Source organism: Flavobacterium sp. J372 (genome assembly GCF_024699965.1).
In the GTDB taxonomy this organism is placed as follows: Bacteria; Bacteroidota; Bacteroidia; order Flavobacteriales; family Flavobacteriaceae; genus Flavobacterium.
Genome location: NZ_JAJOMZ010000004.1, coordinates 46,156 through 70,256 on the forward strand (window position 1 = coordinate 46,156; position 24,101 = coordinate 70,256).

Genomic DNA, 24,101 nt, shown 5'->3' on the forward strand with positions numbered 1-24,101 from the left:
GTTTCCTTATTTTTACGCAAATAATTTTTCGATGTCAGACCAGAAAAGACTTTTCCTTCTTGATGCCTACGCCCTTATTTTCCGTGGGTATTACGCATTTATAAAGAACCCGCGCATCAACTCAAAAGGTATGGATACCTCAGCCATATTCGGGTTTATGAATTCGCTTCTTGATGTTATAAAACGCGAGCGCCCCGACCATCTTGCAGTAGCTTTTGATAAAGACGGAAGCACAGTGCGTACCGAAATGTTCACCGGGTATAAAGCCCACCGTGATGAAACGCCTGAAGCGATAAAGATTGCCGTGCCCTATATCCAGGAGATATTGAAAGCCATGCATATACCTGTAATTGAAGAGGCAGGATGCGAAGCTGACGACCTTATAGGCACCGTAGCAAAACAAGCGGAAGCCCAAGGGTACCGGGTATTTATGGTAACGCCTGATAAAGACTTTGCACAGCTGGTGAGCGACAACATATTCATGTACCGCCCGGCACGTTTGGGCAACGGCATTGAAATTTGGGGCGTGCCTGAAGTACTGGAACGCTTTGAAATTGAACGCCCCGAGCAGGTGATTGACTTTCTAGGCATGATGGGAGATGCTGTAGATAACATACCGGGACTGCCCGGCGTTGGTGAAAAGACTGCGAAGAAGCTGCTGAAAGACTTCGGCAGTATGGAGAACCTTTTGGCTAATACACACCAGCTGAAGGGTAAACTAAAGGAAAACATTGAAAAATTTGCCGAGCAGGGCATCATGTCGAAAAAGCTGGCAACGATAATTACTGACTGCACCGTTACCTTCAACGAAGATGATTATGAGCTTACAAAGCCTGACACCGAAAAAGTGGAGGCGCTTTTCAACGAGCTGGAGTTCCGCCGTATGGCAGAGCAGTTCCACCGCCTGTTTGCTGAAGGGCAGGACTATGATGACGTAACCACGCAGGGCCTCGCCCCTACCAAAACCATTGTAAAGGGCGACCAGCAGTTTTCGCTTTTCGGTGGCGACTTTCCGCTGGAAGAGCAACAGCAGCCGGAAGGTTTTTATAAAACGCTTGAAAATACCGAACATTTTTATCAGGCGGTTGAAGGTAACATGGGCATTAACCTGCTACTGCGCGACCTCCTGAATCAAAAGAGCGTAAGCTTTGATACCGAAACTACAGGGATTTGTGCACTCACGGCAGAACTTGTGGGCATTTCTTTCTCATGGGAAAAAGGCAAAGGATTTTATGTGCCTGTCCCACCCGATTATGAGGAAGCAAAAGCCCTGGTTGAGAAATTCAGGCCGTTTTATGAAGATGAAAACATTGAGAAAGTAGGCCAGAACCTGAAATATGACCTTGAAGTGCTGGCCAATTACGGTATCACTGTAAAAGGCAAATTCTTCGACACCATGCTGGCACATTACCTCATCAATCCTGATATGAGACATGGCATGGATATCCTGAGTGAAACATACCTAAAATACTCACCGAAGCCTATTGAGGCGCTTATAGGCAAAAAAGGCAAAGGCCAAAGAAGCATGAGGGATGTAGCCCTGGAAGAGATAAAAGAATACGCTGCAGAAGATGCCGACATTACGCTTCAGCTAAAAGAAGTTTTTGAGCCGGAACTTGAGCGCACAGGCACACGCAAGCTGTTTGACGAGATTGAAATTCCGCTTATGCCGGTGCTGGCAAGTATGGAACAGGAGGGCATAAACCTTGATGTGCCGTACCTGAAGGAGCTTTCGGCAGAGCTTACCAGCGATATAAAGCGTCTCGAGCAATGCATTTATGAAGCGGCTGGTGAAACCTTTAACCTTGGTTCGCCGAAACAGCTGGGCGAAATATTGTTTGATAAGCTAAAAATTGGAGGCAATAAACAGAAAAAGACCAAGACAGGCCAGTATGCCACGGGTGAAGAAGTGCTTTCTTACCTGGCGCTGACCAACCCAATAGTACAAGACATACTGGAGTGGCGCCAGCTGGTAAAACTGCAGAATACGTATGTTGACGCATTGCCTGAACAGGTAAAGCCTAAAACAGGCCGGGTACATACTGATTATATGCAGGCGGTGGCAGCAACAGGACGACTTAGCAGCAACAACCCCAACCTGCAGAACATCCCTATCCGCACCGAGCGTGGCAGGCAGATAAGGAAAGCATTTATTGCGCGTGATGAAAACCATACGATACTTTCTGCCGACTACTCGCAAATTGAACTACGTATCATTGCAGCATTAAGCGGCGACCCGGAGATGTGCCGCTCGTTCCAGATGAGTGAGGATATCCACGCGGCTACAGCGGCAAAGGTTTTCAACGTACCACTTGAGGCAGTTAGCCGTGAGCAGCGAAGCCATGCCAAGACGGTAAACTTCGGTATTATATACGGCGTGTCGGCATTCGGATTGAGCAACCAGACGTCGCTTAGCCGCAGTGAGAGCAAAGACCTTATTGATGCTTATTACCAAACCTATCCCCGACTTCGTGACTATATCAACGAGCAGGTAGAGACAGCCCGTGAACGCGGTTTTGTACAAACCGTTTCTGGCAGGCGCAGGTACCTTAAAGACATTAACTCGCAAAACCAGGTGGTGCGCGGCGCGGCAGAGCGAAATGCCGTTAACGCGCCTATACAGGGTAGCGCAGCCGACATCATCAAGATTGCGATGATCAACATACAGAAAAGGTTACTGTCTGAAAACTGGAAGAGCAGGATGCTGCTGCAGGTGCATGACGAATTGGTGTTTGATGTTCACAACAATGAACTTGAAGCCATTAAGCCGATGATAAAGCACGAAATGGAAAACGCTTATATTCTTGATGTGCCGTTGGTGGTAGATATGGGTACAGGCAGGAACTGGCTTGAGGCGCATTGATCATTTAAGAGTTAAGATTTTAGATTGAAGATTGAAGAATGGAACACGCCTGCCCGACTGGTACAGGCGGGGATGACGCGGATTGGGCGCGGATTTTGAAAAAGTTGCTTCAAACTAAAATAATAAATGCTGCATTTAATTTAGTATTTTAGCCATCAGTCATTTATCATCAATTAAAATGAAAAAGTTTGTATTAGCACTCTTAGTAATTACAATCACCACAACTGCTTCTGCACAAACCGATGCGAAGTTCCATAAGATTGACAGCTTGTTGCGCTATCTTGCTAATAACAACCGCTTTATGGGCAGCGTTGCCATCCGCGAAAAAGATAAGGTGGTGTTTGAGCGGGCTTATGGTTTTGCCGACCTTGAAAATAAAGTGAAGGCTAACACAACTACAAAATATAAGATAGGCTCTATCACTAAGATGTTTACATCGGCAGTTATTTTTCAATTGATTGAAGATAAGAAACTTACACTTGATACTAAACTTTCAGCATTCTATCCACAGATAAGAAATGCCGATAAGATTACTATAGCCCAATTGCTGAACCACCACAGCGGGATTTATAACTATACCAACGACCCTGTATTTGGTGGTAAAATAACAAAGGCTTATACAAAAGACGAAGTGCTGGCAATGATTGCAGGATACCCGAGTGATTTTGAGCCTGGCAGCAAAGCCGAATACAGCAACTCAAACTTTATTTTGCTGGGTTATATTATAGAAGACATCACTAAGAAAACGTACAAAGATGTGGTAGCAGAACGCATAGTAAAAAAGATTGGCTTAAAGAACACCTACTATTACAGCGCAATCGATACGAAGAAAAACGAAGGTTTCTCCTATTCTTATAAAGGTAAAAAATGGGAAAAACGCGAAGAATGGGATGAATCTCTGGTGTTTGCAGCAGGTGCGTTGCAAAGCACTCCGGCCGACCTTACACAATTTATTAAAGCGTTGTTTGACGGAAAAGTTGTGAGTAAAACATCTTTGGCGCAGATGACGAAGCTGGATATGGGGTATGGTTACGGGATACTGCAGTTTCCGTTTGGGGAGCGCAAGTTTTTTGGACACAACGGTGGCATTGAGGGATTCTCGTCGGCTATGGGTTATTATCCGCCGGATGGAATGTCATTTGCACTGCTTGTGAACGGCGAGAACTATGATTACAATGACATTGTGCTTGGTATCCTTAGCATTTATTACAAACTACCCTACCAGTTCCCGAATGTGAAAATAGCAGATGTTGCCGAATCGGTGCTAAAAAGTTATGAAGGTACTTACAGCGCCCCTGGCTTCCCAATGAAAATCATGATGAAGTTTCATGATGAAGCTTTGTACGCGCAGGCTACAGGCCAGGGTGAATTTCCATTGACACCGGTAAGCAATACCGAATTTGTTTTTGACCCGGCAGGAGTGAATATTAAGTTTACTGCTAATGGCTTTACACTTACCCAGGGAGGAATGAAGACGGTTTTTAGTAAAGAGAAATAGCCAAAAGGCAAAAGCCACTAGCCAAAAGTGCAAAGGGACGTTTCGGGTGAAACCGTCCTTTTTCTTTTACAGAGATTTCTCCATTCCGCTGCGCTCCAGTCGAAATGGAAGCACATTGTTGTGTTATAACTTACGCGTTGATTCCCTTTGCCTTAGCTCAGTTTTAATCACTCGGGTGTTATAGACAGGTGTTTCGTCTTCATTCTTAGATTCGAGTTTTTCAATAAGCATATTGGCAGCAGCCTCACCTATTTCAGGCCCGTGCTGGCTTATGGTTGATAAACTTGGCGTAAGCCTGCGTGACCAAACTCCGTCGGCAAAACCAATGATGTTGAGTTCATCAGGAATCCTGATTCCTTTTTTGATGGCTGTCTTGTGCGCCATTACGGAAGCGTGTTCATCTAACGCAAATATACCGTCAATCTTTTTATCAAACAGCGATGCAAGTTTTACATCAAAATCTTCAGGCGTTTCTGTCCTGATGATAATATCTTCATTTATTTCATAGCCATTATCTTTCAGGGCTTTTTCATAGCCTTCGGCACGTAATTTCCCAACACTGAGGTTATCAATCGTAGAAAGCAGGGCGATATTTTTACACTTCAGTTTTACCAGGTGGTTCACGCCGTCAACTGCTGAATCAAAATCGTCCACAATCACCTTATCACAGTTCACTTCATCACTAATCCTGTCAAACATAACAATAGGCAGGCCTTCGGCAATGGCCTCCTTAAAATGCTTAAAACTCTGCTCCTTTTGGGTCTCTTCAGAAATTGAAAGGATGAAGCCATCAATCGTACCATTGCTCAGCATATCCATAGCATGTATTTCTTTTTCAAGCGATTCGTTTGAAATACAGGTAATTACATTATAGCCTTTATCATTCGCTGCCTTCTCTATACCGCTAAAAACCTTTGCAAAAAATGGGTTGAGGATGTTCGGTATGATAACACCGATTGTCCGCGAACGCTTGTTCTTCAGGTTTACGGCCAGGTTATTTGGCTTGTAGTTCTTGAGCTTTGCAAATTCCTGCACCCTGATTTTTGTGGGTTCGCTTATCTCCGGACTGTTGCTCAATGCTTTAGACACAGTTGATACAGAGACACCAAGTTCTTTTGCGATTTGTTTTAGCGTGGCTTTTGACTTCATGATGATGATTATGAAATGTAAAGTAACGAAAATTTTGGGTTAATGCCAATCTGAAAATTATGTGTAAATATTTACTTACGAAATATGTTCTTCCTGTTCTAAAAGATTGTTGAGATAAGGTTAAATATTTTACAAATTTTAAATTAATCTCTGTTAATAAAATGTTAAATATTAATTCATATTTCTACCCTAATAATTTGATAAACTACAGATTAAATAAAAATAAGTGGAAATAATAAATCTTAAATATTTGTTAGCAGCAAATCAAGTTTAATAACTGTTAAAACTTTATACCAAATTCATGCGTAAATAAAAAATAGCTTTGATAATCAACAAAGTTAACGACCAAACTGCTTTATTAACCTATTTAAATGTTACATTATGAAAAACAAAGTAAATGTTCAGGAGGTCCGCTCAGGGCTGCATGACAGAAGGAGCTTCCTGCGAATCAGCGGGCTTGCCCTTGCCGGAACCGGTCTGCTAATTGCCGGCTGTAGCGATGACGATGACGGCGGTATGAACAATACCGTGCCGGGACCCGGTGTAATCAACGGTACTTTTGACCTGGGCGGCGGCGACCTCGGCATACTTACGTATGCGTATGCGCTTGAGCAACTTGAAGCTGAATTTTACAATCGCGTGGTAAACAATGCCAGCTTCGGAAGTACCTTCAGCCCTGATGAACGCGCTATACTTGAAGATCTTTACGATCATGAAGTGATACACCGTGAATTCTTTAAGGCAGCGCTTACCGGCGCAGTAAGCAACCCGCAGACAATGCTGCTCCCGGATCTTGACTTTACATTCCCAGGTGTAAACTTTAGTAACAGGCTTTCTGTTTTGCAAACAGCTAAAGTACTGGAAGATACAGGTGTTGCAGCATACAACGGTGCGGGTAAATATATTTCAGATGCAAATTACCTACTGCTTGCAGGTAAAATTGTTTCGGTTGAAGCGAGACATGCATCGGCCATTCGCGATTTACTGAACCCTGGTTCTACAGACTTTGCAGGTGATGACGTTGTAGATGCTAACGGACTTGATGAGGCGCTGAAACCCTCACTGATCGTTCCTATGGTTGACCCATTCATCACTACTGCATTTACCGCTAACTACTTACCATAATCACAAACATTTAAATTGACCATCATGAATATTTTAAAATTTATAGAGTCGTTTACAAATGAAGGCCTTTTAAATGCCAAAGGTACGCGACGTGACAGTTTCGGACAATTTGGGACACTAGGCAAAGGCCTGGCTACCGCTGCCCTTCCGTTTGGGCTCGGAGCCATAGCGTTAAATTCTAATAAAGCTAATGCAGCATCGGCTGCATTCCTCTCCGCTGCTGCAGAAACGCCTATTCAGGCATTACAGCTTGCACTCACACTTGAATATCTTGAGGAAGAATTTTACCAGACTGGTATGGATACACCCGGGCTTATACCTGCGGAAGACCGCGATGTTTTCGGCAAGATATTACTGCATGAAGAGAAGCATGTGGCTTTCCTTCAGCAGGGTTTAGGCAATAATTCTATAACTAAGCCTGAATTTGATTTTACTGCCGGGGGGTACATTTGCTGATGTATTCAGCAACTACCAGACATTCCTGGCACTGTCCCAGGCTTTTGAAGATACGGGTGTTCGCGCTTATAAAGGCCAGGCAGCAAACCTTATTTCAGAACCGGAATTGTTGCAGGCAGCTTTACAGATACACTCTGTAGAGGCCAGGCATGCGTCTATGATACGCAGGATGAGAGGGCAGAAAGGATGGATTCCGGGTAATGACCCAGGCGGGCACCCTATGCAAGCTGACGCAGTTTATGCCGGGGAAGAAGTTACAACTCAGGCCGGGTTTAACACAGCGAATGTTGCGGGCACATCATCAACAGCCGGTTCAGAATCATTTGATGAGCCATTAACAGGCGCCCAGGCTACAAGCATTGCAAGCCTGTTTATAATGACATAAAAATAAATTAAGTTAGCTTTTGAAGCTGCCCCGGAGAAATTTGGGGCAGTTTTTTTATTAGAGGCCTAAATTAAAAAAGCCCCTGAAAAAATCAAAGGCTTTTGTGCGGGTGATAGGACTCGAACCTACACACCGTGAGGCACCAGATCCTAAGTCTGGCGTGTCTACCAATTTCACCACACCCGCAGGCTTTATAAAACTAATAGTTGTTTCATTAAGTGGGTGCAAATATACGCACAGAATCTGACTTTCCAAATAAAATCGAAAAAAATTAGTCTTTATTTTTTTGTAGATTTGGCATGCAAACGTATATCATTAATTTTAAAATGGATAGCATAAAAAACTACGTAGAAAAAAATAAAGAAAGATTTTTAAATGAGCTTATTGAACTGCTCAAAATACCATCTGTAAGCGCCGACAGCGCCTATTCACAGGATGTAATCAATACCGCCGAAGCTGTAAAAGCAAGCCTTGAAAAAGCCGGTTGTGATAAAGTAGAGCTTTGCGAAACGCCCGGCTACCCTATTGTTTACGGCGAGAAGATGATTGACCCCGCCCTGCCGACTGTGCTTGTATACGGCCATTACGACGTGCAGCCGGCGGACCCGATTGATTTATGGACATCGCCTCCGTTTGAGCCGGTAATTAAGAAAACCGAACTTCACCCCGAAGGTGCCATCTTTGCCCGTGGCGCGTGTGACGACAAAGGCCAGATGTACATGCACGTGAAGGCGTTGGAGTACATGGTGCAAAATAACAACCTGCCGTGCAATGTAAAATTCATGATTGAGGGCGAAGAAGAAGTTGGCTCGCCAAGCCTTGCATGGTTTGTAGAGCGCAACCAGGAAAAGCTGAAGAATGACGTGATCCTTATATCTGATACCGGGATGATATCTAACCAGCAACCGTCTATCACTACCGGCCTGCGTGGGCTTAGCTATGTAGAAGTTGAAGTGACCGGGCCAAACCGCGACCTGCACAGCGGGCTATATGGTGGCGCAGTGGCCAATCCTATCAATGTACTGGCTAAGATGATTGCACAGCTTCATGACGAGAACAATCATATTACCATTCCCGGGTTTTATGACAGAGTGCAGGAACTTTCTCGTGACGAACGCGATGAGATGGCTAAAGCGCCATTCTCTCTTGACAACTACAAGAAAGCACTTGACATTGCCGATGTGTATGGTGAACAAGGCTATACAACCAATGAGCGAAACTCTATCCGCCCAACACTAGATGTAAACGGCATTTGGGGCGGCTATACCGGCGAAGGTGCCAAAACTGTTATTGCAAGCAAAGCTTATGCAAAAATATCTATGCGCCTGGTGCCAGACCAGGACTGGAACGAGATAACCCAACTTTTCACTAAACATTTTGAAAGCCTTGCCCCGGCAGGAGTTATTGTGAAAGTGAAGCCGCACCACGGCGGCCAGGCCTACGTGACACCTATTGACAGTGTGGGTTACCGCGCAGCAGCCGCAGCTTATGAAGAAAGCTTCGGGGTACGCCCTATTCCTGTACGCTCAGGCGGCAGCATACCTATTGTGGCGCTGTTTGAAAAAGAGCTTAAGAGCAAAACCATCATGATGGGCTTCGGGCTTGACAGTGATGCCATACACTCGCCCAATGAGCATTTTGGCGTTTTCAATTACCTAAAGGGTATTGAAACTATACCATTGTTCTACAAGTATTTTGCTGAAATGAACAAATAAACTGCAGTCGCAGTCACAATTTAAAATCCGTTTCCCAAAAGGAAGCGGATTTTTTTTTGCTAAAAATTGCAGGTTTAAAATTTTATTCTACATTTGTAGAAACAATTCTATTTTTGTAGAAATGAAATTGACCAAAACTGAAGAACAGCTTATGCAACTCCTCTGGAAAAAGGAGAAGGCATTCATGAAAGACCTCCTTGATTTATTTGACGAGCCTAAGCCCGCGGCGACTACTGTTGCCACACTGCTGAAGCGGATGACAGACAAGGGGTTTGTAGCCTATAACGAGATGGGCAACTCGCGCGAATACTACCCGCTGGTGAAGAAAACCGATTACTTTTCGGGCCAGGTAAACGGGATGATCAAAAGTTTCTTTAATGATTCAGCTGCACAGTTTGCTTCTTTCTTCACCAAAGAGACTAATCTAAGTGAAGCTGAATTGAAAGAACTCCGTAAGATTATCGATGAACAAATTGAAAAGAAGAAAAAATGATAGAATTTCTTATCAAATCCACAATAAGCCTAGTTGTCCTTTTGACTTTTTACCATTTGGTGCTGCAACGAGAGAGCATATTCTGTTTCAACAGGTTTTACCTGTTATTTTCAGTCGCAATCTCGCTCGCAGTGCCCTTTATAACGATACCAGTGTACACCGAAGCTGAGCCGCTTGCTGCCCTGCCTTTATCAGACATTACTCCCCTGAATGGGCTTACCGCTGCACACACGGAAACTGCTGCAAACTATTGGCCATTTGCAGGCTTAACACTATATTTTGCCGTAGTATTGGTGCTCATACTACGTTTCACCGGTAACATTATCAAATTATTGCGAAAAGTGCATCGGAATCAAACGATACCTTATCAAAGCGCCTGTCTTGTACTGCTCGATGAAAAAACACAACCTTTTACATTCTTGAATTATATTTTTCTGCATCGTACAGATTATGAGGCAGGACGAACAGAACGAGAACTGCTTGTACATGAAATGGCACATGTTTCCCAAAAGCACACACTTGATGTTTTGTTCATTGAAATGCTGAAAACAGTATTTTGGTTTAACCCCCTATTCTATTTTTACCAGCAGGCAATTCGGTTAAACCATGAATTCCTCGCCGATGCTGCAGTGGTAGAGGCAGACACCAGTGTTACATCTTACCAGGAATTATTGTTCGCTAAACTACTCCCCAAACCCCGTTACAAACTTGCAAGCAGCCTTACTTTTTCATTAACTAAAAACGTTTAATCATGATGACTAAAGCAAAAAACAAATCAAAAGCGTTAATGCTACAGGCATTTTCGTTGCCGCTCTTAGCCTGTATCATACTTACCCTATGCACTGAAACGGTAGCGCAGGAAGTTAAAACCACAACAGCATCCACAAAAAACAACCTCAAAGAGAGGCGCGATACCTATTATAGCCGCGTACAGATGATAATTGAAGACAAAGCGAATGGTATTACTATTAATATGCCATATGAGCAACTGACGGAAGAACTGAAAAATAAATACCTGATTTATGCACCCGAGCCATACAAGGAAAAGCATCCGACCAAGGCAGAATATGAGCGTTTTAAGAACAAAAAAGGCTACGCCCTGCAGATAGATGGCAAAGATGTTGACAACAGCGTACTTGACAAATACAAACCTGCAGATTTTGCTTACTACACAGGCTACACCATGAATAAGGCGGCCCTTACAAAAGCAAAGCCTCAAATATTTCATTACCAGCTGTACACCCACCCTTACTTTGAAAAAAACCTAAAGGGCAAGAACACGCACTACCCTGATAAGGTTTATAAAATGACCGTAACTAAAGAATTTAAGGATGACAAAGCGATTGCTCCGAAGAAAGTTTCTTCCTGGGCGGAAGCACAAAAATATCTGCAGGAAGATAACATTGTGCAATATGATGATGATGATGATGTAAAACCAAAGTATCCCGGCGGCATGTCTGAACTTTACAAGGTAATTTCTAAAAATTATAAATCTCCGGGTCAAGCTTTGATTAAAGAAACTGTTTATGTAGAATTTACAGTGGAAGAAGACGGCAGGGTAACCAACCTTTAGCCATTAAAGGCATCATCACCGGAGGTGGGAGACTCTGTACTTAAAGCCTTTCCGATCGATGTAAAATGGACTCCCGGCACTAAAAACAATACCCCGGTTTCTATGAAAATGCAGCTGCCGGTAAGAATCCACATGGAATAGATCGGTCATTGTTTAGAAAAATCCGCCTATCGTGGCGGATTTTTCTATTTTAAGCACCTTAACAACAATGCATTAAAAAACGCGTTACCTTTGTAAACATCATCAATCAAAAATCAAAATCATGGTAAAACAATTTTTCATTACCTGCTCCGGGGCAGATAAGGATATTATCTACTCCTGCTCCAACGGTGAGCAAAACAAGTATGCCGGCATTGGTGCTACAGTTTTCTTCACAGCACTATTAGCCTGGATAGCTTCGGCTTATGCGCTTTATACTGTTTTCGACAATGTTTATCTCGCCACGTTTTTCGGTTTTATCTGGGGTGTACTAATATTTAATCTCGACAGGTTTATTGTATCAACTATCCGCAAGCGTGAGCGATTCGGGCAGGAATTGCTGCAGGCTACCCCGCGTATTGTCCTCGCCATGATAATAGCAATCGTTATCTCAAAGCCTTTAGAAATTAAGATTTTTCAAAAGGAAATTGATGCTGTGTTACTGAAAGAAAAGAATGAAATGGCAATGGCCAACAAAAAGCAGGTAGCCGACTACTACAAAGGCGACCTCGATAAAAATAAGGCTGAAACCAAAGACCTTAAAGATGCCATCGCTAAAAAGGAAAAAGAGGTAAGCGACTTATACAGCACGTACATTACCGAAGCGGAAGGCACAAAAGGCACTATGAAAATGGGTAAAGGCCCTGTTTATGAAGAAAAACGGCAGAAGCACGACGCAGCTTTGAAAGAACTGGATACCCTTCGCAAAAATAACCTTGCTAAAATTGCTGCGAAAGAAAAAGAAGCTGCAACGTTACAGGCAGGCCTCGATAAAAAAGTGAAAGACACCCAGCCTGTAATCGATGGGTTTGACGGGCTGATGGCGCGGATAAACGCCCTGAATAAATTGCCGTTTTTGCCTTCGCTGTTTATCATGCTGCTTTTCCTTGCCATTGAAACATCGCCTATAATCGCTAAACTTTTATCTCCTAAGGGTGAGTATGACTTTAAGCTTGAAGACACCGAGACTGCGCTTAAAACTAGCCTGGAGCAGAATAATTACCAACGTACATTACTTAAGAACACCGACGCAGGCATTTATGATGATGTGTATGCTGAAATACGCAGCGACAGGGAACTATACAATTACAAAAAGAAGAAAGCCATCGAGCTATTAGAAATGCAGGCCGACAGCTTTAGCGAAAAGCAAAAGAGCGCAATGCTTTAAGAAAAGCGCCTTAGTTACTAAGCTACTGAGGTTATCAACACCGTCGTGAGTGAAGCTGCTCAGAGGCTAAGCTGCTAAGGAACTCAGTAGCTTTAACTACAAATGAGCAAGAATCTCTTTCTTTAAAGTATCGTACTCTCCCTGAAGAATAAGCCCGTTATCCAGGAGTTTCTTGTAGTTCTGCAGTTTCTCAAACAATTCTTCTTTTGAAAGATTTGCCAGGCTGCTGTCTTTGGCAGGCACAGGTGTTGCTGACTGTTCTTCAGGCTGCGGAGGGAAGTATTGAGGCGCATCAAGGTGAGCCGGCATAATTTCTGCAAAATCGTTCACCTCTTCTGTCTCTACCTCTTCCACTTCATTAACTTCAGGAGTTGCCTGTGCAAACTGCGACTGTGACTGTGACTGAGCTGAAGGTTCAGCAAACTGTGACTGCGACTGAACAGTGCCTTCTTTCAGAAGTTCAAGCTGCTCTTTTGCAAAAGTATATATTTTGCGTGCCTGTGTTTTTGGCAGATAGTCAATAGAGATGGTAATATCGGTATTTGTCGTGAATGAAAATTCGGAGCCGAGAATGTTTTCTTTCACAAAGGTAGCGCCGACATTCTCCCAAGGGTAATCGGTAAAATCCATTGACAGGCCAAGGTTTTTAGGCTTGCACATGATGATGCGCTTGTTGGTAAGCACAATACTGTCAGGAAACACATTGATTGCCGGTTTCTTCTGCACACCGATGTAGCCTACCTCTTCATTCCGCATCAGCAGGTCATTCAGCTTATTGGTAATTTTTTCAATCGCTTTCGGGTCCTGCTCCTCGTTCAGGAAACTCTTTATATGTTCTTTCATTTTTGCAATGTTTGTGGTGTAAAGTTACAAAACAGTATTATTTCCTAATTATTGTAACGTCATTTTTGGTTAAACGCGTCGGCAATTTTCTCGGCAACATCCTTGCCGCTGGTTAGCGCAGCCTCAACCGTGCCTATTGCAGGGCCGTCATATAAATATTCTCCTGCGAAATAAACAGTGTCATCCACCGGCTTTAGAAGGGTCTTTCGGGCTTTGCTGCTCTCAAGTTTGTTGTATGAGTAAGAACCGAGTGTATAGGGATCTGATGTCCAGTTGGCTACATGCCAGGCAGTAAGCTTATTTTTCAGTTCTGCTGATGATATACCATATACTTTACTGAGCGAATCAAGCGTCAGCTGCAGGATTTCTTCATCTGGAGAATTTTTTCGTTGATTAGCAGGAAGCCCGCCCAGCCAGCCGGTAAGCTGTTTGCTGCCGGCCTGTGACCAAAACGTTGGCACAGCCTGGCTTGTGAAGAAAAAACGCGTTACAGGCTCTTTTCCTGAGTGATGAGTTACACCATTATTTTCCCAGAATACTTCATCAAAATCAAGCAGGATTTTTATAAGCCAGCCAAAGCCAATATCGTTGATGGCATTACTATGCGGCAAATCCGGTTGAAACTTTATAGTACCCGACTGAAGCACACCCAGGGGCAGCGCGATTACTGCTTTATCAGCTTCATAGGCGGTATTTTCAGCGGTGCTCACTTTTACGCTGCCCTGTTTCCATTCAATATTGGTGACTGTAGCATTCAGGACTATTTCATTTCCTGTGTTCCCGATTTCAGCAGCGAGATAATCAACCATTGCCCCATACCCACCTTCAATGAGTTGCTGCGCATCATCGTCTTCATTGTTCCATTCTTCACGCAAAGCAAAAGCAGAAGCATCACGCGGATTAGCCGTGTCATAACCTGCAATGTAGTTTTCTACCCTTTTACGCAATTCTGCATTCGCTTCGCCTGGGAAATATTTTTGCAAGAAATCGTGCATAGTCATGTCCTCCTGCAACTCATCCAGCTTTTCCAGAAATTCGCCCCAGCCTTTTACAAATTCTTCATTCTGAGTAAATCTTCCGCCCTTGTATTGCCACATCTCAAAACCTGACTTATAGTACTTAATACCGGCTTCGTCAAGCAGCCGCTTTGTTACCGGAAGGTCGCCATGAATGAATTCAGCGCCAAGTTCAGCGCGCTCTGATGAGCCGTCATTGTGAATTGTATGTATGCGCCCGCCCAGGCGATTACGTGCTTCAAGTACTGTAACCTTGTACCCGGCTTTTACAAGCTTGTAGCCTGCCATAAGGCCGGCAGCGCCGCCACCGATGATGAGAATTTCAGTTTTCATTCGTTACTATGTATGGCCTAAATTACTCATTTTACGAATTACAAATGTTAGTATTTTACTAAGTTTATAGCAATAAAAAACCGCTTACTCCCATAAGCGGTTTTTTGTTGCTAACTTATAAATACGATTATCAGTTAAACGCCTTACGGAATTCTAAAGGTGACAGATTGGTTTTTTTCTTAAACAATGTACTGAATGATTGCGCATGTTCAAACCCTAATGCATAAGCAATTTCACTCACCGATAAATTTGTAGTAGAAAGTTTCTCCTTTGCCTTATCAATAAGTTTCTGGTGTATGTGCTGCTGGGTATTCTGCCCTGTGTGCATCCGCAGCAAATCACTCAGGTAGTTAGGTGAAAGATTCATAAGCTCTGCCATACGCTGTACAGTTAGCAGTTCAGGGTTTGTAGTGTTATTGTCAAAATATTCATCAATCTGTTGTTCAAACTTTACCAGCAGCTGGTTGTTGTGGTTTTTACGTGTAATAAACTGCCGCTCGTAAAATCGGTTTGAATAGTTAAGCAAAAGCTCAATTTGCGACAATATAATTTCCTGGGTATATTTATCAATGTGCCTGCATTCCCTGTTAATCCTGTCTAAAATTGTCAGGAGATCATGCTCTTCTTCCGCAGAAAGGTGCAATGCTTCATTTACAGCATAAGAGAAAAAGTTATAATTGCTGATATTGGCTGCCAGTGGGTGGGCCATTAAAAAATCAGGGTGAAAAATGAGTAAATACCCTGACCCGCATTCTATATTGCCAACATCAAGATACTGGACCTGATTTGGCGCAGTAAAGCTGAGAACACCTTTATCATAATCATAATGCTGCTGGCCATACCGAATTTTACCAGTGGCCTCTCTTTTAAGGGCAACGCAGTAAAAGCTGTTCACAAATCCTTTCCATATATCATCATCCTGAAAAACGCACTCCGCAAGGTTAATTACGCTCACTAACGGATGCCGTGGCTCGGGCAACGAGATTAATTTGTGGAACTGTGAAATTGATTTAATAGTATTCATACATCTAATTTAAGCATAAATATAGAATGTTGCCGATGCACAACAACTTAGTCAATAAGCCCCATGCTGAACTCATCATACGGGTTGCCGGTATCTGTGCCAAGCGGCACAATGCTCTCCAGCTTTGCTATGTCAGCTTCAGTTAAATCAATATTTGCAGCCGCAATATTCTGCTCTAAATATTTTCTTCGTTTGGTGCCCGGTATAGGTAAAATATCCTTACCTATAATCCATGCAAGCGCCAATTGTGATGGAGTTACTTGTTTCTCCCCTGCCATTGCCTCAATAGCGTTAACCAACTCAATATTTTTATAAAAATGAGTTTCCTGAAAAACGTGGAATAGCCCGGCGAAAATCATTTTCAGGTAAGTCATCAATCGTACGGATTTGTCCTGATAAAAAACCCCGACCTAATGGCGAATATGCTACAAAACCAATACCCATTTCGCTTAAAGTATTTAAAATGCCCCGCTCTTCAACAGTTCGCTCAAACAGTGAATACTCACTTTGCACCGCTGTAATTGGGTGAACCGCATGAGCCCTTCGTATAGTTTCTGATGACACTTCCGATAGCCCTATGTAACCTACTTTGCCTTCTTTAACCAGTTCACTCATGGCTTCAACGGTTTCTTCAACAGGTGTGCTTTTATCAAGGCGATGCATATAGTACAAGTCAATAAAATCTGTATTGAGATTTTTTAGGGAACGCTCAACAGCCTTCTTTACATATTCCTTCTTGCCATTAATTGCCCAGGTTACCTTGTTATTATCATCTATTTCCCACCCGAATTTTGTAGCAATAATATATTTATCTCTCTTGCCATCTACCGCTTTAGCAATCAATTGCTCATTTTTAAAAGGGCCGTACAAATCTGCAGTGTCTAAAAAATTACCACCCATCTCAAGCGAACGATGAATCGTGGCAATAGCTTCCTGCTCGTCTGCCACTCCATACATATTTCCATCTTCAAAACCCGTCATACCCATACAGCCCAGACCCATAACGGGCACAACCAGACCTTCGCTTCCTAAATTTACTTTTTTCATTGTCATCGTATTGTTTTATATGACAAAGTTAGCCAGAGAGATTATTATGGATGTATGCAGACCCCTGATAGTTGTATGTAAATTACAGAATAACAGATCGCTAACGTGTTTGCATTGAGTATAAAAAAAGCACAGCAGATGCTGTGCTTTAGTGACTCCATCGGGATTCGAACCCAAATCTTCAGAACCGGAATCTGAAATTCCCCGCCCGAACGTACCTTTTCGGGACGGGCGGGTATCCATTGAACTATGAGGAGAGGTTCTGCTTTCGCCAACGCCTGCCGGCAGCAGATTTTAGATATTTCTCTCTGGCTCGTGCTGCGTCAAGTGTAGCAAATTCTTCCTGGTGTATAATTATCCAGGGCATATATGCTTTCGTTGAAGTTGTCTTACCCTCATTATGTTCTTGAAGACGTTTGACTGTGTCTTGTGACATCCCAACATAAAACCTATCACTGTTGAGGCTCTTTAAAATATACGTGAAATACATATTGCAATATAAATAAAAAGCACAGCAGATGCTGTGCTTTAGTGACTCCATCGGGATTCGAACCCAAATCTTCAGAACCGGAATCTGAAATTCTATCCATTGAACTATGGAGCCGATATTTTTTATTTAAACATTTTCCATTGCGACCTAGATGGGATTTGAACCCAAATCTTCAGAACCGGAATCTGAAATTCCCCGCCCGAACGTACCCTTCGGGACGGGCGGGTATCCATTGAACTATGGAGCCGATACTTTTTTATTTAAACATTTTCAATTGCGATCTCGAAGGGATTAAAACCCAATCTTCAGAACCGGAATCTGAAATTCCCCGCCCGAACGTACCCTTCGGGACGGGCGGGTATCCATTGAACTATGGAGCCGATACTTTTTATTTAAACATTTTCCATTGCGACTTAGATGGGATTTGAACCCAAATCTTCAGAACCGGAATCTGAAATTCCCCGCCCGAACGTACCCTTCGGGACGGGCGGGTATCCATTGAACTATGGAGCCGTTATCTCGATATTTAGATTGTTAGAATTTTCGACTGTAATGACTGGTCGAATAAGCTAACAATCGAGAAGTCGACTACGCCAAAACTCTCTTGACCACTGTCGAAATAGTCTTACCATCGGCGCTGCCGGCTAGTTCTTTACTGGCTATACCCATGACTTTGCCCATATCGGCCATACCTGCAAAGCCATTGTCGGCTACAATGCGCTTCACTACAGCCTCTACCTCTTCTTCGCTAAGCTGTGCCGGAAGGAATTTCTCGATTACGGCTGCTTGTTCAATCTCGGGGTCCGCCAGGTCCTGGCGCCCTTGCTGTATATATATATTGGCGCTGTCTTTACGCTGTTTCACCAGTCTTTGCAGCAGTTTTATCTCGTCTTCTTCAGATATTTCTTCTTTAGCGCCACTTTCGGTCTGGGCAAGCAAAATAGCCGACTTAATAGCCCTGAGCGACTCAAGCGTTACAGTATCTTTTGCCCTCATAGCGTCTTTCATGGCTTCCATGATCTTTGCTGATAAACTCATATCGAAGATTTTAAAATTGTGGTGCGAAGATAAAAAAATAACCCGAAAACATTACGTCTCCGGGTTACAAATCACATTTGGGTTAGTTAAGCTTTAGTCTACGTTGTCATGCAGAAACGAGTTGTTTGATCGCAACTGCAGGTCGTCATTACTGTCTGTGCCCAATGAAAAGCGCGACTTACTGTTGTCTGTACGCGAATCACTAAGGTCTATGCCCATTCTCTTGTAAGCGGGTTCTCTTTCTATTTCGTCAATTCTTGAAGCGCTGTTGTGGAATTTATAGTTAAATTCCTTCATCTTCCTGCGGCGCTCTTCTGCACGCATCCTTAAGGTCTCTTCAATAGTCATTTCAACCGGGTTGAACTCATCATGTGCAGCAGGCTGGCTATAAGCAGGCTTGGCAGGCTCCTCTTCCTTTTTAAGGGTAAAGTTCAGCTCAGGGCTTACAGGCTCCTGAACCGGGGCAGCAGGCTTAGAGTTTAGCAGTTCGTTCTCTTTCTCAAGGTAATCTTCAAGTGAGTAGCGTACCACACCGCCCTGGTTCACTTCTGTAACAGGGATTACCTGTACAGGTTCATTAACCTTCATATTACGAAGCTCATCCGTAAGGCTGAAAAGTACTTTCTCCTCACGCTTTACATTGTCAGCACTCAGGTCGAATGAAAAGGTGATTTGCTCTTCAACTTTTGGCGCTACAACAACATATTCTGCATCTATCACTTCAATTTCACGAACGTCTTTTACTACAGGCTGCGCAGGCTCTTCTTTAACCGGGGCAACTATTTCAAAGAATACGTCAAGGCTGTTGATGAACTCTGAAGTAGGAAGTGTGTCTACTTCAGCTATCGGCTTTTTTTCGATTACGTCCTCCTCAAGCGCAAAAACTATTTTTTCTTCTTTCGCTTCAGCAACAGGCTCTTCTGTAACCTGCGGTTTTGGCTGTTCTGCCACAGGCGCTGAAAAATCAAATGCCTGTACTATCGGCCTGCTTGTAGTAAGGTCGTGAGTAAGCTTCTGGCCTTCCTCAAGCGCGTGTATTATCTTTTTAGGTTCGGTGTTTACTATCTCATTCTGCTGCTCTACATTAAAGCCTGTAGCGATAATGGTTACGGCAATAGCATCTCCAAGCGACTCGTCTTCACCTACACCCATGATGATGTTGGCATTGTAGCCCGCCTCTGTCTGGATATGGTCATTAATCTCACCAATTTCGTCAATGGTGATCTCGCTGGTACCTGACACGATAAGCAACAGTACATTCTTCGCGCCTGTAATCTTATTATCGTTCAACAGCGGAGAGTCAAGAGCATCTACAATGGCGTCTTTGGCGCGGTTATCTCCCGATGCGATAGCCGAACCCATTATTGCCGTACCACTATTTGATAGTACTGTTTTAGCATCTTTAAGGTCGATGTTTTGTGTGTAGTGGTGCGTAATAACCTCTGCAATACCACGCGAAGCTGTTGCCAACACTTCATCCGCTTTAGAGAAACCGGCCTTAAAACCAAGGTTGCCATATACTTCACGAAGCTTATTATTGTTAATTACGATAAGCGAGTCTACCTGCTTGCGAAGCCGCTCTACACCCTGCAATGCCTGATCTGAACGTACCTTACCTTCAAACTGGAAGGGTATTGTAACGATACCAACGGTAAGGATATCCCTTTCTTTTGCAAGCTGTGCAATAACAGGCGCCGCACCGGTACCCGTACCACCACCCATACCTGCCGTGATGAACACCATCTTTGTATTCACGTCAAGCATCTTCTCAATCTCAGCAATGCTCTCTAACGCAGACTGCTGCCCTACCTCCGGGTTTGCACCCGCACCAAGGCCTTCAGTAAGGCTTACGCCCAGCTGTATCTTATTTGGCACAGGGCTGTTCTGCAATGCCTGGCTGTCGGTATTGCACACCACGAAGTCTACACCCTTTATCCCTTGCTTAAACATATGGTTTATAGCATTGCTGCCGCCACCTCCTACACCAATTACCTTGATCACGTTTGATTGATTCTTTGGTAAATCAAACGAGATGCTTCCAAATTCTGAATTGTTCATCATATCAATCGGGTTTTATTCTGCGTTATCTAAAAAATCTTTAATCTTGTCTATATACTTGTCGAAGAACGACCTCTTCACTTTTTTCTCGGTTGATTCCTGCATGTTTTGCGCCACAGGCTGCTCTACTGTTACAGGTTCGCGTTCTTCATAAGATGGTTCTTCATATACCGGCGCCTGTGTAACCGTTTCCGTAGGCTGTACCGGAATTTGTACTGGCTGCTGCCTTACAGGTTCTGCAGGCTTTTGTAATTCTACCAGCGGTGTTGCGCTCATGGTGTTGTTACGAAGGCTGTTCATCACAAGGCCAACTGCCGTGGCATAAAGCGGGCTTGATATTTCCTCATCGCTGTTACCTGCCAGGTGCTCATTAGGGTAACCTATACGGGTATCCATACCGGTTATGTACTCAACAAGCTGCTTTATGTGCTGCAATTGTGAGCCGCCGCCTGTAAGCACTATACCTGCTATAAGTTTCTTGCGAGGGGTCCTCATGGCCGTACGCTTTTATCTCGGCGAACACCTGCTCGATGATTTCCACTACGCGGGCATGAATTATTTTTGAAAGGTTCTTAAGCGAGATTTCTTTCGGCTCCCTGCCGCGTAGGCCCGGGATAGAAACGATCTCGTTATCCTTGTTTTCGCCCGGCCATGCCGAACCGAATTTCACCTTCAGCAATTCTGCCTGCTTTTCTATGATAGAGCATCCTTCCTTGATGTCTTCAGTTATAACATTTCCACCGAAAGGAATCACAGCTGTATGGCGGATGATGCCGTCTTTAAATATGGCAAGATCTGTGGTGCCGCCACCTATGTCGATAAGCGCCACACCGGCCTCTTTTTCTTCCTGGCTTAATACCGCATCTGCAGAAGCAAGCGGCTCAAGCGTAAGGCCCGAAAGGTCTAAACCTGAACTCTTGATGCACCTGCCCACATTGCGGATAGAAGAAGCCTGGCCTACTACCACGTGGAAGCTGCTTTCCAGCCTGCCGCCGTACATGCCTATCGGCTCTTTTATCTCGGCCTGCCCATCTATCTTAAACTCCTGCGGAAGCACGTGTATTATCTCTTCACCCGGAAGCATTGCCAGCTTGTGCACCTGGTTTATCAGCATGTCAATATCGGCATCGCCAATCACCTCTTCAGGGTTGCTGCGGCTTACATAGTCGCTGTGCTGTATGCTGCGTATGTGCTGGCCGGCAATGCCCACCACCACGTCGTTTATCTTATACCCGCTGTCAGCTTCAGCCTCCTGTACTGCCTGCTGGATAGATTGTATGGTTTGCGTAATATTGTTTACAACACCCCTGGCCACGCCAAGGCTCTTGGACTTACCAACGCCCAGTATTTCCAGTTTTCCATACTCATTCTTCTTGCCTATCATCGCAACAATCTTTGTTGTCCCGATGTCTAAACCTACTGCAATGCTGTTTCTTTCCATTCTCCTGTTTTTTTGGTGCACACAACCTGTTGTGTAAATTTCAGATTTATTGTTTCGTACTGCCCTATCAGCGTATCTTTTACAGCGTTCTGAAAAAACGCTTTATAATTATTAAATTTCTTTTCTACATTCACTATGCGCCCGAACATGATCTCGTAATCATAATTGCGGTTCATCATGCTTATGCCGCCCGTTGGCCTTACTACCATCCCTGTAATGTTCTTCTTCAGGAACGGGTCATCATAAATATACCTAAGCAGCGATGCAAACTTCTTCTTGTCAAGCGCGTCAACCGATCCGGTTACAATTGGCACCCTCGCGGTGTAGTTATCGCTTAGCGGCATCCTGCCCCCGTTATAATCAACATAGTAAGAACTGTCTCCTTCAAACACCCTTGCAACAGGTTTTTTTGGCGTACTACTGCCTTAAGTTTGCCATCAACCGTTGTGTAGATTTCCGCCTTTTCAACCATAGGGTTTTTATTGATGCGTTTTTCCACATTATTCAAATTTAACCTGTCTTTACGGATGGTATTAACCTGCCCTAAATTTTGTATTAACAAGTTATTAACCTCGTCAATCGTTATAAAATTCTCATTACCAGAGATTTCAATATCGGCCTTTGTTAATTTCCTCGTTTCATTGCGTTTTGACGAAAACGAATAAAGAAACACGACCGCGCCCAGTATAAGCACCAGCCTTACGTCATGCCATTTAATTTTTTTCATCTATAATCTTTTTAATATCAGGCACCATTTCACCTATATCACCGGCGCCTATGGTTACTATCACTTCGGCATCGGTATGCTTCACCAGCTGCAGCAAATCATTCTTGCTTACCAGCAGCTTATTTTCGTTCTCAATTTTGTCCAACAGCCATTGGGATGTTACCCCTTCCATCGGCAGTTCGCGTGCCGGATAAATATCCAGCAGCACTATATTTTCAAATGCAGAGAGGCTTTTTGCAAACCCTTCTATAAAGTCGCGCGTACGGCTGAAAAGGTGCGGCTGGAAAATCGCCAGTACTTTTTTGCCGGGATACAATTCACTTACCGCCTGATATACTGCGTCAATCTCCGTGGGGTGGTGCGCATAGTCGTCTATATACACTACTTCCGGCTTTCGAACCTGGTAAGAGAACCTACGACGCACGCCTTTAAACGTTTTCAGCGCTTTGCCGATTTCGCTGCCCGCTACGCCATAAGTATAGGCCATAGCAAACGCCAGTAAAGCATTCGTCAGGTTGTGCCTGCCCGGGAGCCCGAAGCGCACTCCTGTTATGGTCTCGCGCGGAGTCTCCACATCAAACACATACCAGCCATCCTGCACTTTTATGTTCTTTGCCGTGAAGGCCGAACCATCTTCTATGCCAATCCTTATCCCTTCGAGTGGAAGGCTGCCTGTGTAAAACAGGTTGTTCTTATCTTCTACTTTCGACGCAAATTCCTGAAACGACGCCTCAATGGAAGCCGTATCGCCATAGATATCCAAATGGTCGGCATCCATTGATGTGATGCAGGCAATATTGGGGTGCAGGTGCAGGAATGAGCGGTCAAACTCATCTGCCTCTACCACCGTCACTGTCTTGCCACTGCCAATCAGGTTGCTGTTGTAGTTCTCTACAATTCCGCCCAGGAAAGCCGTTACGTCAACGCCGCATTCATAAAGCACGTGGCCCAAAATGCTGCTCGTAGTGGTCTTGCCATGTGTTCCCGCCACCGCAAAGCAGTACGTGTCTTTGGTGATGATGCCCAATACCTCGGCACGTTTCTTTACCGTAAAACCGTTCTGCACAAAATAGTTCCACTGCAGGTGGTCTTTAGGCACGGCCGGGGTTACTACAACCAGCGTATTTTCTTTATTGAGGAACTTAAGGTCAATCAGCTCAACGACATCATCAAAATGGATGTGGATACCGTCATGCTTCAGTTCATCAGTAAGGTGCGTAGGTGTCTTGTCATAGCCCGCCACATTTTTACCAATAAAACGGAAATAGCGCGCCAGGGCACTCATGCCGATGCCGCCAATCCCGATGAAGTAAACGTTTTCTATTTGTTTGATGTCCATTTCTCTAAAAGCTTCTTAGCTGCTGAGCTACTTAGCCCCTTAGCTTTTTCTTACTCATACCTTTTATAGCTCCTGAGCTACTTAGCTTCTAAGCTTTTCTTCTTATATTGTTGTAGTTAAAC

At 43.9% G+C, this 24,101-nt stretch carries 22 protein-coding genes, 2 tRNA genes and 1 pseudogene; 10 read left to right on the top strand and 15 right to left on the bottom strand.

Translation table 11 applies throughout. The annotated features are described in order from the left end of the window. Positions 1-31: 31 nt before the first annotated feature. Positions 32-2,863 carry a DNA polymerase I gene (polA, locus tag LRS05_RS00615; RefSeq protein WP_257866540.1) on the top strand — a complete coding sequence of 944 codons (2,832 nt, stop codon included), beginning with the start codon at positions 32-34 and terminating at the stop codon, positions 2,861-2,863. A 178-nt stretch (positions 2,864-3,041) separates the two neighbouring features. Beyond that, positions 3,042-4,361, top strand: coding sequence for a serine hydrolase (locus LRS05_RS00620; RefSeq protein ID WP_257866541.1), 1,320 nt, complete (start codon positions 3,042-3,044; stop codon positions 4,359-4,361). A 123-nt stretch (positions 4,362-4,484) separates the two neighbouring features. Here the strand turns inward: LRS05_RS00620 and LRS05_RS00625 are convergent, their stop codons facing one another. Then, positions 4,485-5,510 (bottom strand): LacI family DNA-binding transcriptional regulator, encoded by a 1,026-nt coding sequence (locus LRS05_RS00625; protein WP_257866542.1) that lies wholly within the window; start codon positions 5,508-5,510, stop codon positions 4,485-4,487. Between the two features lie 381 nt (positions 5,511-5,891). Between LRS05_RS00625 and LRS05_RS00630 the strand changes: the two genes are divergently transcribed. Genes LRS05_RS00630 through LRS05_RS17150 form a run of 3 tightly spaced genes read left to right on the top strand, consistent with a single transcriptional unit; the run spans position 5,892 to position 7,476 of the window. Then, positions 5,892-6,635, top strand: a complete 744-nt coding sequence (locus LRS05_RS00630) for a ferritin-like domain-containing protein (RefSeq protein WP_257866543.1) — start codon at positions 5,892-5,894, stop codon at positions 6,633-6,635. 24 nt (positions 6,636-6,659) lie between these two features. Continuing rightward, the gene (locus LRS05_RS17145) at positions 6,660-7,091 is read left to right on the top strand and encodes a ferritin-like domain-containing protein (protein ID WP_308224782.1); all 432 of its coding nucleotides are present in this window, start codon (positions 6,660-6,662) and stop codon (positions 7,089-7,091) included. Beyond that, positions 7,060-7,476 carry a ferritin-like domain-containing protein gene (locus tag LRS05_RS17150; protein WP_308224784.1) on the top strand — a complete coding sequence of 139 codons (417 nt, stop codon included), beginning with the start codon at positions 7,060-7,062 and terminating at the stop codon, positions 7,474-7,476. Before LRS05_RS17145 ends, LRS05_RS17150 begins: the two co-directional genes overlap by 32 nt. A 104-nt stretch (positions 7,477-7,580) precedes the next feature. Here the strand turns inward: LRS05_RS17150 and LRS05_RS00640 are convergent. Beyond that, positions 7,581-7,662 (bottom strand) — tRNA-Leu (locus LRS05_RS00640). 140 nt (positions 7,663-7,802) lie between these two features. Between LRS05_RS00640 and LRS05_RS00645 the strand changes: the two genes are divergently transcribed. The 5 genes from LRS05_RS00645 to LRS05_RS00665 all read left to right on the top strand — a co-directional run bounded on the left by LRS05_RS00645 (position 7,803) and on the right by LRS05_RS00665 (position 12,623). Continuing rightward, positions 7,803-9,191, top strand: a complete 1,389-nt coding sequence (locus LRS05_RS00645; protein ID WP_257866544.1) for a dipeptidase — start codon at positions 7,803-7,805, stop codon at positions 9,189-9,191. 121 nt (positions 9,192-9,312) lie between these two features. Continuing rightward, positions 9,313-9,684 (top strand): BlaI/MecI/CopY family transcriptional regulator, encoded by a 372-nt coding sequence (locus LRS05_RS00650; RefSeq protein WP_257866545.1) that lies wholly within the window; start codon positions 9,313-9,315, stop codon positions 9,682-9,684. Between the two features lie 152 nt (positions 9,685-9,836). Next, a complete protein-coding gene (locus tag LRS05_RS00655; protein ID WP_257866546.1) occupies positions 9,837-10,433 on the top strand; it encodes a M56 family metallopeptidase in 597 nt (198 codons plus the stop codon). 2 nt (positions 10,434-10,435) lie between these two features. Then, on the top strand, positions 10,436-11,257 hold the full coding sequence (locus LRS05_RS00660) for a hypothetical protein (RefSeq protein WP_257866547.1): 822 nt from the start codon (positions 10,436-10,438) through the stop codon (positions 11,255-11,257). A gap of 262 nt (positions 11,258-11,519) precedes the next feature. Beyond that, positions 11,520-12,623, top strand: a complete 1,104-nt coding sequence (locus LRS05_RS00665; RefSeq protein ID WP_257866548.1) for a DUF4407 domain-containing protein — start codon at positions 11,520-11,522, stop codon at positions 12,621-12,623. A 96-nt stretch (positions 12,624-12,719) separates the two neighbouring features. Here the strand turns inward: LRS05_RS00665 and LRS05_RS00670 are convergent, their stop codons facing one another. The 13 genes and pseudogenes from LRS05_RS00670 to murC all read right to left on the bottom strand — a co-directional run bounded on the left by LRS05_RS00670 (position 12,720) and on the right by murC (position 23,979). Next, positions 12,720-13,466, bottom strand: a complete 747-nt coding sequence (locus tag LRS05_RS00670) for a PH domain-containing protein (RefSeq protein ID WP_257866549.1) — start codon at positions 13,464-13,466, stop codon at positions 12,720-12,722. A gap of 59 nt (positions 13,467-13,525) precedes the next feature. Then, the gene (locus tag LRS05_RS00675; RefSeq protein ID WP_257866550.1) at positions 13,526-14,815 is read right to left on the bottom strand and encodes an NAD(P)/FAD-dependent oxidoreductase; all 1,290 of its coding nucleotides are present in this window, start codon (positions 14,813-14,815) and stop codon (positions 13,526-13,528) included. 130 nt (positions 14,816-14,945) lie between these two features. Next, complete coding sequence (locus tag LRS05_RS00680; protein WP_257866551.1) at positions 14,946-15,839, bottom strand: AraC family transcriptional regulator; 894 nt, start codon at positions 15,837-15,839, stop codon at positions 14,946-14,948. Between the two features lie 47 nt (positions 15,840-15,886). Continuing rightward, positions 15,887-16,138 carry an aldo/keto reductase gene (locus LRS05_RS00685; RefSeq protein WP_257866552.1) on the bottom strand — a complete coding sequence of 84 codons (252 nt, stop codon included), beginning with the start codon at positions 16,136-16,138 and terminating at the stop codon, positions 15,887-15,889. 10 nt (positions 16,139-16,148) lie between these two features. Then, a complete protein-coding gene (locus LRS05_RS00690; RefSeq protein WP_257866553.1) occupies positions 16,149-16,886 on the bottom strand; it encodes an aldo/keto reductase in 738 nt (245 codons plus the stop codon). Between the two features lie 247 nt (positions 16,887-17,133). Next, complete coding sequence (locus LRS05_RS00695; protein ID WP_308224786.1) at positions 17,134-17,427, bottom strand: GIY-YIG nuclease family protein; 294 nt, start codon at positions 17,425-17,427, stop codon at positions 17,134-17,136. Continuing rightward, positions 17,419-17,490 (bottom strand) — tRNA-Arg (locus LRS05_RS00700). Before LRS05_RS00700 ends, LRS05_RS00695 begins: the two co-directional genes overlap by 9 nt. 474 nt (positions 17,491-17,964) lie before the next feature. Further along, entirely contained in the window at positions 17,965-18,414 is a 450-nt protein-coding gene (locus LRS05_RS00705; protein ID WP_257866554.1) for a GatB/YqeY domain-containing protein, read from the bottom strand. Positions 18,415-18,507: 93 nt separating this feature from the next. After that, a complete protein-coding gene (gene ftsZ / locus LRS05_RS00710) occupies positions 18,508-20,475 on the bottom strand; it encodes a cell division protein FtsZ (RefSeq protein ID WP_257866555.1) in 1,968 nt (655 codons plus the stop codon). 12 nt (positions 20,476-20,487) lie between these two features. Then, a pseudogene (gene ftsA, locus LRS05_RS00715) lies at positions 20,488-21,913 on the bottom strand (cell division protein FtsA). After that, entirely contained in the window at positions 21,889-22,305 is a 417-nt protein-coding gene (locus LRS05_RS17155) for a hypothetical protein (RefSeq protein ID WP_308224788.1), read from the bottom strand. The pseudogene ftsA and the gene LRS05_RS17155 overlap by 25 nt, the downstream one beginning before the upstream one ends. Continuing rightward, a complete protein-coding gene (locus tag LRS05_RS17160) occupies positions 22,248-22,640 on the bottom strand; it encodes a hypothetical protein (protein ID WP_308224790.1) in 393 nt (130 codons plus the stop codon). The genes LRS05_RS17155 and LRS05_RS17160 overlap by 58 nt, the downstream gene beginning before the upstream one ends. Then, positions 22,627-23,979, bottom strand: coding sequence for a UDP-N-acetylmuramate--L-alanine ligase (gene murC, locus LRS05_RS00725; RefSeq protein ID WP_257866556.1), 1,353 nt, complete (start codon positions 23,977-23,979; stop codon positions 22,627-22,629). Before murC ends, LRS05_RS17160 begins: the two co-directional genes overlap by 14 nt. Positions 23,980-24,101 lie beyond the last annotated feature (122 nt).

Coding starts and splice junctions, on each gene's coding strand:
- polA (WP_257866540.1), top strand. CDS start 32: ATGTCAGACCAGAAAAGACTTTTCCTTCTTGATGCCTACGCCCTTATT.
- LRS05_RS00620 (WP_257866541.1), top strand. CDS start 3,042: ATGAAAAAGTTTGTATTAGCACTCTTAGTAATTACAATCACCACAACT.
- LRS05_RS00625 (WP_257866542.1), bottom strand. CDS start 5,510: ATGAAGTCAAAAGCCACGCTAAAACAAATCGCAAAAGAACTTGGTGTC.
- LRS05_RS00630 (WP_257866543.1), top strand. CDS start 5,892: ATGAAAAACAAAGTAAATGTTCAGGAGGTCCGCTCAGGGCTGCATGAC.
- LRS05_RS17145 (WP_308224782.1), top strand. CDS start 6,660: ATGAATATTTTAAAATTTATAGAGTCGTTTACAAATGAAGGCCTTTTA.
- LRS05_RS00645 (WP_257866544.1), top strand. CDS start 7,803: ATGGATAGCATAAAAAACTACGTAGAAAAAAATAAAGAAAGATTTTTA.
- LRS05_RS00650 (WP_257866545.1), top strand. CDS start 9,313: ATGAAATTGACCAAAACTGAAGAACAGCTTATGCAACTCCTCTGGAAA.
- LRS05_RS00660 (WP_257866547.1), top strand. CDS start 10,436: ATGATGACTAAAGCAAAAAACAAATCAAAAGCGTTAATGCTACAGGCA.
- LRS05_RS00665 (WP_257866548.1), top strand. CDS start 11,520: ATGGTAAAACAATTTTTCATTACCTGCTCCGGGGCAGATAAGGATATT.
- LRS05_RS00670 (WP_257866549.1), bottom strand. CDS start 13,466: ATGAAAGAACATATAAAGAGTTTCCTGAACGAGGAGCAGGACCCGAAA.
- LRS05_RS00675 (WP_257866550.1), bottom strand. CDS start 14,815: ATGAAAACTGAAATTCTCATCATCGGTGGCGGCGCTGCCGGCCTTATG.
- LRS05_RS00680 (WP_257866551.1), bottom strand. CDS start 15,839: ATGAATACTATTAAATCAATTTCACAGTTCCACAAATTAATCTCGTTG.
- LRS05_RS00690 (WP_257866553.1), bottom strand. CDS start 16,886: ATGAAAAAAGTAAATTTAGGAAGCGAAGGTCTGGTTGTGCCCGTTATG.
- LRS05_RS00695 (WP_308224786.1), bottom strand. CDS start 17,427: ATGGAGTCACTAAAGCACAGCATCTGCTGTGCTTTTTATTTATATTGC.
- LRS05_RS00705 (WP_257866554.1), bottom strand. CDS start 18,414: ATGAGTTTATCAGCAAAGATCATGGAAGCCATGAAAGACGCTATGAGG.
- ftsZ (WP_257866555.1), bottom strand. CDS start 20,475: ATGATGAACAATTCAGAATTTGGAAGCATCTCGTTTGATTTACCAAAG.
- LRS05_RS17160 (WP_308224790.1), bottom strand. CDS start 22,640: ATGAAAAAAATTAAATGGCATGACGTAAGGCTGGTGCTTATACTGGGC.
- murC (WP_257866556.1), bottom strand. CDS start 23,979: ATGGACATCAAACAAATAGAAAACGTTTACTTCATCGGGATTGGCGGC.